General features: G+C 40.5%; 8 protein-coding genes and 1 tRNA gene. 3 read left to right on the plus strand and 6 right to left on the minus strand.

Annotated elements, in window-relative coordinates; genetic code table 11:
- The coding region (locus IQ228_RS11320; RefSeq protein ID WP_193962888.1) for a Uma2 family endonuclease at window positions 1-310 on the minus strand (310 nt) is incomplete at its 3' end.
- 388 nt (window positions 311-698) lie between these two features.
- Between IQ228_RS11320 and IQ228_RS11325 the strand changes: the two genes are divergently transcribed.
- Window positions 699-926 carry a hypothetical protein gene (locus IQ228_RS11325; RefSeq protein ID WP_193962889.1) on the plus strand — a complete coding sequence of 76 codons (228 nt, stop codon included), beginning with the start codon at window positions 699-701 and terminating at the stop codon, window positions 924-926.
- Between the two features lie 122 nt (window positions 927-1,048).
- Here the strand turns inward: IQ228_RS11325 and IQ228_RS11330 are convergent, their stop codons facing one another.
- The 4 genes from IQ228_RS11330 to IQ228_RS11345 form a co-directional block, all read right to left on the minus strand.
- Window positions 1,049-1,621: a Uma2 family endonuclease gene (locus tag IQ228_RS11330; RefSeq protein ID WP_027402933.1), complete on the minus strand. Its 573-nt coding sequence runs from the start codon at window positions 1,619-1,621 to the stop codon at window positions 1,049-1,051.
- 917 nt (window positions 1,622-2,538) lie between these two features.
- Window positions 2,539-4,746, minus strand: coding sequence for a polysaccharide biosynthesis tyrosine autokinase (locus IQ228_RS11335; RefSeq protein WP_193962890.1), 2,208 nt, complete (start codon window positions 4,744-4,746; stop codon window positions 2,539-2,541).
- Window positions 4,747-5,354: 608 nt separating this feature from the next.
- Window positions 5,355-6,341: a UDP-glucose 4-epimerase GalE gene (gene galE / locus IQ228_RS11340; protein WP_027402931.1), complete on the minus strand. Its 987-nt coding sequence runs from the start codon at window positions 6,339-6,341 to the stop codon at window positions 5,355-5,357.
- The gene (locus tag IQ228_RS11345; RefSeq protein ID WP_193962891.1) at window positions 6,338-7,756 is read right to left on the minus strand and encodes a sugar transferase; all 1,419 of its coding nucleotides are present in this window, start codon (window positions 7,754-7,756) and stop codon (window positions 6,338-6,340) included. Before IQ228_RS11345 ends, galE begins: the two co-directional genes overlap by 4 nt.
- Before the next feature lie 1,026 nt (window positions 7,757-8,782).
- Between IQ228_RS11345 and IQ228_RS11350 the strand changes: the two genes are divergently transcribed.
- On the plus strand, window positions 8,783-9,880 hold the full coding sequence (locus tag IQ228_RS11350) for a tocopherol cyclase family protein (RefSeq protein ID WP_027402929.1): 1,098 nt from the start codon (window positions 8,783-8,785) through the stop codon (window positions 9,878-9,880).
- A 33-nt stretch (window positions 9,881-9,913) separates the two neighbouring features.
- Window positions 9,914-9,987, plus strand: a tRNA-Arg gene (locus IQ228_RS11355).
- A 414-nt stretch (window positions 9,988-10,401) separates the two neighbouring features.
- On the opposite strand, the gene IQ228_RS11360 is transcribed toward IQ228_RS11355, so the two are convergent.
- Window positions 10,402-11,445 carry a 3-deoxy-7-phosphoheptulonate synthase gene (locus IQ228_RS11360; protein WP_027402928.1) on the minus strand — a complete coding sequence of 348 codons (1,044 nt, stop codon included), beginning with the start codon at window positions 11,443-11,445 and terminating at the stop codon, window positions 10,402-10,404.
- Window positions 11,446-11,729: the final 284 nt, after the last annotated feature.

Consider the following 11,729-nt stretch of genomic DNA (forward strand, 5'->3'; position numbering starts at 1 on the left):
ACTGTTCAAATCTATCTGGGACTTCTCCACTGCTAAGGAAAGGAATATGTTCCCATGTAAAAACTGCTATATCAGGAACAATTGACCTACTACCAAAGCTACACCTGAGTTCAGGAAAAGCATAGGCTAACTTCCCCTTTTTTGTAATCTGATTAATTCCATTACATAATTCGTACTGTAAACAACTGTGTCTTCCTTTAGGCATAGGTTTTTGAATAATATCTCCCTCCAAGAACTCTAATGCAGGCTTGGTCTCCGGCATCATTAAGAACTTTTCTAATGTAATATCTTTTACGGCACTGATGGTCATATATTTATGATTGGGGTAGCCGACTGTGGAAATCGTTTAAGGGAACACCAAAAAATAAATTACCCTTTTCAAACATCCTCTAAGAGAATTATATCCTATAGATCAGAACTTGGGAAACGTATAAATTCTTTCCTACGAGGGAATGGGGGGGTTCAAAGCCTCTCACCGCACATCTCACTAACCCTCTCCTCTTAGGGAACACCAAAAAATAAATTACCCAATTTTGTGGGATAGGCATCCTGCCTGTCCTTGATGGTAACAGGCAAGATGCCTGCACCACAAGGGATTTTTGGGTATTTTTTTAATTGGAAGTCCCTAAGAGAACTCCACAAAAAAGATGAACTGCTTGTATTGTTAGCAGGCAAGATGCCTGCACCACAAGGGATTTTTGGGATATTTTTTTAATTGGAATTCTCTAAGAGAACTCCACAAAAAAGATGAACTGCTTGTATTGTTAGCAGGCAAGATGCCTGCACCACAAGGGATTTTTGGGTATTTTTTTAATTGGAAGTCCCTAAGAGAACTCCACAAAAAAGATGAACTGCTTGTATTGTTAGCAGGCAAGATGCCTGCACCACAAGAAATTTTGGGATATTTTTTTATTGGAAGTCTCTAAGATTCTTATCTTATCCAATAGACATCTCCAAAAATTAAATATGCGTGACATGAAACCCCTGTAGAGACGTTCCATGGAACGTCTCTACAATCTTTACCGGAGATGTCTAATGTATTGCTTAGTTAAGCCATTTTCAACCAGCCAAATACATTATCAACAGTTAATTTTAAATCTACTCCTGCCAATGCAGGCAGAAGATCGGTTTTCTCCATCAGTATTGGTTGGCGATCGCACAAAAATACTAGAATACTTAAGTCATCAGGATCAAGAAACCATCCTAATTTACATCCATGCTCCATACAATACAAGATATTGCCAATCACTTTATTTGATTTCTGTTCAGGAGAAAGAATCTCAATTACCCAATCTGGGGACTGTTCAAATCTATCTGGGACTTCTCCACTGCTAAGGAAAGGAATATGTTCCCATGTAAAAACTGCTATATCAGGAACAATTGACCTACTACCAAAGCTACACCTGAGTTCAGGAAAAGCATAGGCAATTTTTTCAGATTCACTCACCAAATTAATTTCGCTGCTAAGTTTCCCTTGCAGTCGGCTGTGTCTTCCTTTAGGCATGGGTTTTTGAATAATATCTCCATCCAAGAACTCTGACGCAGGCTTGGTCTCCGGCATCATTAAGAACTTTTCTAATGTAATATCTTTTGTAATATTTTTTACGGCACTGATGGTCATATATTTATGATTGGGGTAGCCGACTGTGGAAATCGTTTAAGGGAATGTAGGAATAGGTGGACTTGGTTTGTGTAGTCGCGTATCCCTGACGGGAGCCGGAGGCATCTTTATAATCGCCGGAAACTTTTCAAACATCCTCTGAGATAATTATATCCTATAGATCAGAACTTGGGAAACGTATAAATTCTTCCCTACGAGGGAATGGGGGGTCAAAGCCTCTCTCCGCACCTCTCACTAACCTTCTCCTCTTAGAGGTTGTTTGAAAACTTTTTCGTGTGGGATCTGACACCCGCAGATCCCCCTAAATCCCCTTAAAAAGGGGGACTTTGAGGAATTTAGCCCCCCTTTGTAAGGGAACACCAAAAAATAAATTACCCAATTTTGTGGGATAGGCATCCTGCCTGTCCTTGATGGTAACAGGCAAGATGCCTGCACCACAAGGGATTTTTGGGTATTTTTTTAATTGGAACTCTCTAAGAGAACTCCACAAAAAAGATGAACTACTTGTATTATTAGCAGGCAAGATGCCTGCACCACAAGGAATTTTGGGATATTTTTTTATTGGAAGTCTCTAAGACTCTTATCTTATCCAATATATTGCTTAGTTAAGCCATTTTTAACCAGCTAAATACATTATCAACAGTTAATTTTAACTCTACTCCTGCCAATGCAGGCAGAATATCGGTTTTTTCCATTAGTATTGGTTGGCGATCGCACAAAAATACTAGAATACTTAAATCATCAGGATCGCAGACATTGTTTCGAGAGTTATACCTTAATTAGACATAGCTTTCCCCTGCTCCGGCCTTCTCAGTTACGAGCAGGTTGCGAGGGAGGAACCGAGATCAAAAGACCATCAAAGCTCAACTCCTAAAACACAGACAATTTAATTAATCTCGTCAGAGTGTAAAGACAAATTACACCCGACCAAAAAACCCTGACCGCACATTAGCCTCCGAAGACTTCTTCTTGTCTTCTTTACCTCCGTAATAACCACTGGCATAGTAATATCCACCATAACCACTTTCCTTACCAATACCATTCACCACCATGCCCAAAATAGGCACTCTCGCCTGCTCAAGTAATGACTTCGCCGCAGTTACCGCTGAATACTCCACTGCACCGGGACGGACAACCAGCAATAACCCATCCACATACTTGCCAACAATCAGGGGATCAGTAACAGCCGTTAAGGGAGGTGTGTCAATAATTACGAAATCATAATCCTTACTAGCCTCTTCAACCAAGGCAGCCATGCGCTGGGAATCTAACAGTGCCACTGGGTTAGGCGGAATTTTTCCTGCTGGTAACATATTCACCAGAGGGGATACTTCCTGGACAGCATTTTCTAACTGCGCCTGACTGGCCAAGATATTGCTTAATCCCAGCAAATTGTGTATTTCCCAAATCCGGTGCTGACGGGGAAGACGCATATCAGCATCCACTAACAAGACTCGTCTTCCTACATAAGCTGCTGCTAGAGCCAGATTTGCCGCCACAAAAGATTTACCCTCTCCTGGGGTTGCACTAGTCACCAAAATTACCCGCAATTCTTTGTCAGAGCAAGTGAACCCCAGGTTAGTCTGGAGCATTTCAAAAGACGTACTGACTGGTGAATAGGGGTCATCCAATAATGGCAACTCTTGCCGACCTTCCTGCCGATTTTTCGGATTTTTTTCCCCATATTGGGGAATCGTCCCCAGCAAAGGAAAGCCCAACAGCCGATTGGCTTCTTCAATATTTTTGAGGGATTGATTCATGGATTCCAACAGTAGCGCCGTTCCTGCGCCTAAAATAACTCCCAAAAATCCGCCTAGTGCGAGGTTGAGGGGAATCTTAGGAGAAATGGGACGTTCAGGAACTAAAGCTCCAGAAATGATCCGCGAATTACCTACATTCTGATTCTCTAAAACCTGAACCAACTGGAATTGCTTCAGAAATTCTTGATAGGTGATTTGTGCAACAGTTAACTGTCGCTGTAGCTGTTGTTGTTGTTGTTCCAGTCGAGGTAAGCTATCCAAACGTCTCCTGTTAACTATAAATACCCTTTGCAATTCCTCTATTTGTTTTGTTAATGCTAACCTTTCTACTTCTGATTTGACAAGGTCTTGAGTTAATACCTGTTTAAGTTCTCCTATCTGCAAATTCTGTTTGGATAGGAACTCGGAACTACCAACAGTCTGGCTGACTCGCTGTTCTAGTACGTTTTTCAGAGATGCCTCTTTCATGACTAAATCCACGACCTTTGGATTATCACCAGTATAAAGACTTCGCGCCACTGCTAGTTCAGATTGGGTTTTCTGGTATTCTGTGAGTACTTGTTGTACACCGGGGGATTGACTTAAGGTACTGAGATCCACAGCCTGTTGTGTACCCAGTTTCATTTCATTCTGTAAAGCTACGGAACGAGTCAAGACCGCCGCCAATTCCCCTTGACTCTGGGTAATTGCTTCATTCAGCTTTCCCAGGGATTCCAAACCAGTTTTCGCTTCTACATCCAGAGCCACCACTCGGTTGTTCTCCTTAAACCGGCGTAAGTTCATTTCTGCTTTCGTAACTCGGTGTTCAACTTCTGGTAATTCCTTGGATAAAAATTCTCGCGCTGACCTAGCTTCGGTGCGGTTAGTGCGAACATTACTCTCTAAGTAATATTTCATCAGGGAATTCACCACATCTGCTGCTTCCTGGGGATTTGTACTTTTGTAAGAAAGCTGCATCACATCTGTTCCTCGGACAGTCTTCAGCTTCAGTTTTTTGAGAAAAACTTCCAAAGAAAGCTGTTTGCCTTGATTATCTGTCAACTTTAGTGTGGTAATAGTTTTTATAACGATGGGATAGGAACGGATGATCTCAGATTCAGTATCTACTGGGTTGCTAAGGTTTGTCAGTGCGCCCAATTCTCCCATCTGTTGAGAGAGACTTGAGAGTGATGAAGCCCCGCTTTTTTTAGTGAAAACCAATTTCCCTTCTGACTCGTAAACTGGTTTTGTCAAATAAGTGACAAAGGCTGTAACTCCGAAGACGGAGGCAAAGACAATTGATGCTACCAGCCAACGTCTTTTGAATATCAGCCAGTATTGTTGAATATCAATAGGGGAATCTTGGTCTTCTTGGTTAATGGACATAAATTAATTTAAGAAAACATACTAAGTGTAGGAAGCGCTGTACAAATTGTAGATCATCCGGTTTAACAAAAATTACCCATCCCCGGCTTTTGGCATTTAATATTTGTAAAATAGCGATTATTTGTTACGCAGTTTGATTATCGTTTATAGTACCAAACTAAGTAAGTAAGTAAATAAATAATTTTTCCCACTATTTGATCAATCAAAGACTTTTCTAGGTTACATCTCAGGAAATTTAATCATAAGACCTCGCGGTAAGTGGGAAACTCAGTGTCTTTAGACCTGAGAGGGAAGCGACACGTGCGGTTTTAACCGCTGTGGATATTAAAATTGAAACCAGATTTTTGATTGGAATCTGGAAACCAACTCCCATTTCTGGGGTGATGTTAGCTTCGACCAGTTATAAGAGCTTGTTAGACTTGCAACACTGTTTCAGTGACCTTAAAACTGTTTAATTGCAAATGACAGAGCAGGGAACTAGCTTCGCATTCCGGGGTGTCGTGACTCAAATAACGGCTACCCTTCGACTACGCTCAGGGTGGTCTGGTCAGCACGGCTTGCTTGATTACTCTTGCAAGCCCAGTCCCTTTAGGGCTGGGTTACTGACTTTAGGTGTTACACAGCTTACCTTTTTCCCATGCGAGAAAGCTGGAGATTATTTTATTTAGGTTATTATACCTGGGTTGCCAATTCAATACCTGTTTAATTTTTTCTGCATCAGCCGTCACACAGGCTGGATCTCCGGGACGACGCGCCACTTCAATCACAGGAAAATCTACCCCAGAAATGTCCTTAACTCGTTCCACAACTTGTCTCACACTATAACCTTTGCCATAACCACAGTTGAGAATTTGACTTTCTCCACCCCGTCCTAGATAGCGTAACCCATCAACATGGGCTGTGGCTAGATCTTCGACATGGATATAATCTCTAATTCCTGTCCCATCTGGGGTGGGGAAATCATTGCCAAATATCTTGAATTCTGCTTGGCGTTTCAGGGCTGCATTACAAGCACTGGCAATTAAATGAGTTGCATTCCTTGAGTTTTGTCCGATTCTACCGCCGGGGTCTGCTCCCGCAACGTTGAAATAGCGGAGAATTACATACCGCAGCCGAGATGCCATTCCGTAGTCTTGAATCATCCATTCGCTCATCAGTTTGGAGCGACCGTAGGGGTTAATGGGCAGGGTAGGAGTAAGCTCTGTGACGGGATTTTCTCTGGGTTCGCCGTAAACTGCGGCTGTACTGGAAAATATCAACTGGTTAACCCCCATGATACTACAGCAACGCAGTAAGTTCAGAGTATTCCGGGTGTTGTTGGCGTAGTAATCAAGGGGTTGGGCAACGGATTCTGGTACAACTAGACTGGCAGCGAAGTGCAATACCGCACTAAATTGATGTTTGCCAAAGACTTGGTAAAGGCGGTCTATATCTCCTAAGTCACCAATAATTAGCTGACCATAAAGTACAGCTTGTGCTACTCCTGTAGAACAATTATCATATACAACCACATCATAGCCAGCCTCACCTAGTTGACGCACGACGTGGGAACCAATATAGCCAGCACCTCCAGTTACCAAGACTTTTTGATTCATCTGCCTTTACCTAATAAAACAACTCTGATGGTTTTCAAAACTATCACCATATCCAACCATAAAGAATAGTTCTTGATATAGTAAAGGTCGTAAGATAGCTTTTCATAGGCATCTTCTAGAGAAGCTCCGTAGGCATAAAGCACCTGGGCCCAACCAGTAATTCCTGGTTTGACTAGATAACGCATTTCGTAATAGGGAATTGCTTCTTTGAGCTTAACATCAAATTCTGGCCTTTCTGGACGCGGACCAATCAGACTCATTTCTCCACGCAAAACATTCCAAATTTGGGGGAGTTCATCAATTCGCAGAACTCGTAGCCAATATCCTACTCTGGTAATACGTTGGTCACGTTGACTTGCCCATTGTGCGCCCCTCTTTTCCGCGTCTTGATACATGGAACGGAATTTGTAAACCCGAAATGGTTTACCATACAATCCTGTTCGTAATTGGCTATAAAAAATTGGTCCTGGACTATCTAATTTGATGATCAGTCCTACAAATATCATGAGTGGTGACACCAGCAGAGACAACAGACCAGTAACGATTATATCCATAACCCCTTTGATTTTGAGACTGTCACCACAAAATACTAGGTTAAAACCACTGCTGAAGGCAAACCACTCATCTTCGAGTAGAGATGAGGGAAGTTTGTAGCATAGGGTTTCCCAAATATCAGGTAGACGGTACACGGGAATCCCTTTTAGTCGGAGTTGCATGAGACTCTGTACTTGTTGATCAGAGAGACTGATTTGAGTTCCTACTACTACTCCCGATAAGGGTTGATGACTCCAATAAGATAAGTCATTGAGAGATCCTTCATGACTTAATTGGGGTTCGATTTCTGCTAATTCAGGGATATGTTGACCAGTTTCCGTCAGGATAACTAATCGCCCCAATGGATTTTGGGTTAAGAACATTTGGGCAAATTTTATGGCATGATTGTTGGCTCCTAGCATTAACCAACGACTTTGTTGAGCTTGCGATCGCCACCAATTAAATGCCCATATTCTTAATATCATTGCCCAGATAGTAAAAATTCCCAGGTTAACTAATAATATACCCCGCATCCCTACTGGATTATCTTCCCAGTTTCCCGATAAATTAATTAACACGGAAGTTATGATGGCAACTATTAGACTGCTGATCAGGATGCGAGTCGGAGATTGTAACCCAGCAATTTCTTTCTCTGGATGGTATGTATTTAACAAATACATTCCTGTTAAAGTCAGTAGTATAAATCCATATACAAATGGATCAAATCCTATCAATGGATGATTCAGAGTCCCGTAAGAACTAATTCCTAAACAGACAAATAGGCCAAAAACATCTCCCATCATCAGAAATAGAGAGATAAAGCGTGGGAGTTTCACTAACTGAATACTGCCCCTATTAGTCTCAAATCCTATCTCTAGCATAAGTATTTTTTTAGAGCTTGGCTTGTAAAAACATGAATTTGTGAATCAATACCTTTTTTGCATTTAAGGTAAGAAAAGATCTTAAGCCAGATGATATGCAATTGTGTAGCAGTAAACCTTGTACTTCACAAATCTTCCCAAATAGACACACCTTACTACACTGCGCGATTTTACAACAGTTCGTAATTGAATCTTAAATATATCTACCTGGTATTAAACACTTAATCACAACGCATACCAAATTGTCAAGTTTCTAGCCACTTGAGTTTAGACTCAGCGATAGAAAGAGGAACAGCATCAAATTGAGTTAGTCAGAGACTTACATCAGAATTGAGGAGTCAGTATTCAGCGGAAGAAGCAACAGGGAACTGGAAAAACTCATGTTTAAAAACATGAGATTGAAATAATGACACTGTTTTTTCGTGCTACGCATCTTTTAAAAACATCTTTTTTTTGACTGAAGCTCTAAACTGGTGAAACTTTAGTTTCTTATCTGTTCCCTGTTCCCTTCTTTTGTAAAGCTAGATTGCTGTTTGGCTTTGAATTAAGATCCTGTACCTCATTAATCTATAATATGCTGCATCAACCTAAACGCTGTCTGGAAAATAGGATTAAGTATCATCGGGGAATGTGGAATGTTGATGGTTTGTAAAATGTCTTTTTGTGATGTGTAAGAAGAACTAACTTTTATTTTTGGTTTACATTTCTTGTTCAGTAATTACAGATGATGAAGCTTAAAATACGGAATATGTAGTGAAATTCAGTGGATACACCATTTTGTATCCGCTCAATAATCCGGGGGAAATCGTTCAATGACAACCCTCAAATGGCGTAAAATTTTTCCCGAATTAGGTAGTTGCCCCTAGTTATTCAGCCGATACCCCATTTTAGTCTAAAGTTTCCACATTGCCAATACCAAAAAATAAATATACTTGAGAATGTAATAACTTGCGTTTTTACATCCATATATCCCCTTTAAGTAAAAGCTCAAATTTTAACCTTACGAAGTCCAATAAAACACAATTTATGCTGAATATTCCCAAAAATTTCTTTGATTTCACCCAAACTCCCCATAGTGGCTACCATTGGGATGGGAGCGATCGCCGTTTTTTTGAGGGCTGGTATTACCGGGTAACACTGACCGAAATTCGGCAAACTATCGCCTTCATGTACTCCATCGAAGACCCAAGAGGCAATCAGCCCTACAGTGGCGGAGCAGCCCAAATCCTGGGTATAAATGATGAATACCTTTGTCGCACTTTTCCTGATATCAACAAATTTTGGGCAAGTCGGGATATTTTGGGATTAGGACATTGGGGAAAAACCAACTTACAAGTTTCACCTCTGTATCTTATTCCTCGTGAATTTGCACACCATATTCAAGAAGGCTATCAAGCCACAGCTACCTTAAACCAAGGCATAATTACAGATCCTACCACTGGTAATTATTGCCGATGGGAGTATGCAATTCAACCCATGTACGCATGGGGAAATCAAAATAGTCCTCAGCAATCAACCGCCGGTTGGTTATCATTTTCTCAGATATTTGAACCTGGTTGGCAAATTTTAATGGCTCATGGTTTAGCCAGCGGTTGGATAGATTGGCATGGTAAAATTTATGAATTCACAAATGCCCCAGCATACGCGGAAAAAAATTGGGGTGGTGCTTTTCCCCAAAAATGGTTTTGGCTAAATTGTAATGCCTTTATCAATCAACCAGACTTAGCTTTAACAGCCGGTGGCGGCAAACGTGGTGTATTATGGTGGATGGAATCAGTCGCCATGATTGGTATTCACCACCAAGGCAAATTTTATGAATTTGTTCCCTGGAATTCAGAGGTAACATGGCAAATTCAACCCTGGGGTAGATGGCAAATGCAAGCCAAAAACCTCAATTACGAAATTGAACTGACAGGGACTACCCATCTTCCCGGTACACCCCTCCGCGCACCTACAACTAATGGTTTAACTTTTTGTTGTCGAGATACCATGCAAGGGGAAATCACTTTAGAATTGCGAGAACTTAATAGCGGCAAATCTCAAGTTATCCTGACTGCAAGTAGTAATCTTTGCGGGTTAGAAGTCGGTGGTGATGATTGGGATTATTGTTGGCGATCGCAATAAAAATGCTGCTATTATGATATTTACGTCATCCTTGGGGTTGTAGCTCAGTTGGATAGAGCGAGCGCCTCCTAAGCGCTAGGCCGTGCGTTCGATCCGCACCAATCCCACTTTTAAGTAATTGGACAAAAATATTTACAGTCATTGCGAGGGAAGGGAAGCAATCACAACCCTGGCGATTGCTTTATTCAACTTCTTTCCATATGGCTAACGCCACGCTACGCTAACGCAATGACATTGTGTAATTAATTCTGTCTCACTACTTATTTATGATGGCTGATGCCTCCGGCGATAGCGAAGCGCTGCTGCAAGCAGTTCGCAGGGATACGCTCCGATTGCTCCGCGTTCACGCATTGTCTCGCAGGGATACGTTTACGTTCCACAACCCAACCTTGTATCTTAGAGGTATGTTAGAGGAAGATGCAGATTAATGAGGTACAAGATCTAACTAACTGCAAAGCCACACGCAAAGAGAAGAATTAAAATAATTCATGTGGTGTAAATACATAAAAACTGCTGTAAGTTTATTGTAATTTACTGTGAGCAGCCAAAATAATTCTTTCAGTTTCCTGCCAATTGATACATTTATCAGTTACGGAAACACCATATTTTAAGTCTTCACGATTCCCTGTAATTACTTGACTACCTTCATACAAATTCGATTCTAGCATCATTCCTACAATGGAATTAGTACCATCTAATACTTGCTGGATAATATTCTCAAACACCATAGATTGTAATCTGTAATCTTTATTAGTATTACCATGACTACAATCAACAACTATTCTTGGTGATAAGTTAGCTGCTTTTAATTGTTCCTCTACTAACTGAATATTCTCGGCATCAAAATTAGGCTGATTTCCACCACGCAAAATTACATGACCATGAGCATTTCCCCTAGTTTGAAATACACTCACTTGTCCCTTTTGATTAATACCCAGGAAATTATGGGGAGTTTTTGCTGATTTGAGGGCATTTACAGCAACTTGAATATTACCGTCAGTACCATTTTTAAAACCTACTGGCATAGATAAACCACTAGCCATTTCTCGGTGTGTTTGCGATTCGGTTGTCCTTGCACCAATTGCAGACCAGGAAACCAGTTCACTTATATATTGAGGTATGATTGGATCAAGTGCTTCTGTAGCAGTGGGTAATCCTAAATCTGTTAACTTTAATAGTAAGTTTCTGGCAATTAAAATTCCTTCTTCTACATGAAAAGAATCATCCATTTTCGGATCATTAATTAATCCTTTCCAGCCTACAGTAGTTCTGGGTTTTTCAAAATAAACCCGCATGATTAACAGTAGTTTATCCTGAACTTTTTCTGCCAAGCCTAGCAACTTTTCTCCATATTCTATCGCCGCTTTTGGATCATGAATTGAACAAGGACCGACTACAATGAATTTACGTCGATCTTGAAAATCTAAAATATTTTCTATTTCTTGTCTGAATTTTAAAATTGTATTTTCAGCAGTTTTAGTTAAAGGTAATTTTGCCTTAACCTCATTAGGAGTTGGTAAAACATGAGAACTCTTAATGTTAGTATTAATTAATTTGTTGATCATAGCAGAAATCTCTTTATTTGTGTTATACAGCAGTAATCCTATCTAAATTATTTGTGAAACCGTTTTTGATTCTTGTTAGCCCTAAAGTAGTTAGTTAGAACAACAAGTTGCACAAATTAGCTAAGATTACTATATGCAAGGGTAGAATATATTAATATACACAGTTTTGTAAAAAAATACAAGATATGTCCGTGTTATTTCCATAACATTTAGACATAAATCCTGCCTCTAGTAGTTCGTCAAATTTATTTTGACGGGTAATGTTCCCCCAACTCCCCCAACTC

The sequence above is a fragment of the Dolichospermum sp. LEGE 00246 genome, assembly GCF_015207865.1.
GTDB lineage: Bacteria > Cyanobacteriota > Cyanobacteriia > Cyanobacteriales > Nostocaceae > Dolichospermum > Dolichospermum heterosporum.

Coding starts and splice junctions, on each gene's coding strand:
- IQ228_RS11330 (WP_027402933.1), bottom strand. CDS start 1,621: ATGACCATCAGTGCCGTAAAAAATATTACAAAAGATATTACATTAGAA.
- IQ228_RS11335 (WP_193962890.1), bottom strand. CDS start 4,746: ATGTCCATTAACCAAGAAGACCAAGATTCCCCTATTGATATTCAACAA.
- galE (WP_027402931.1), bottom strand. CDS start 6,341: ATGAATCAAAAAGTCTTGGTAACTGGAGGTGCTGGCTATATTGGTTCC.
- IQ228_RS11345 (WP_193962891.1), bottom strand. CDS start 7,756: ATGCTAGAGATAGGATTTGAGACTAATAGGGGCAGTATTCAGTTAGTG.
- IQ228_RS11350 (WP_027402929.1), top strand. CDS start 8,783: ATGCTGAATATTCCCAAAAATTTCTTTGATTTCACCCAAACTCCCCAT.
- IQ228_RS11360 (WP_027402928.1), bottom strand. CDS start 11,445: ATGATCAACAAATTAATTAATACTAACATTAAGAGTTCTCATGTTTTA.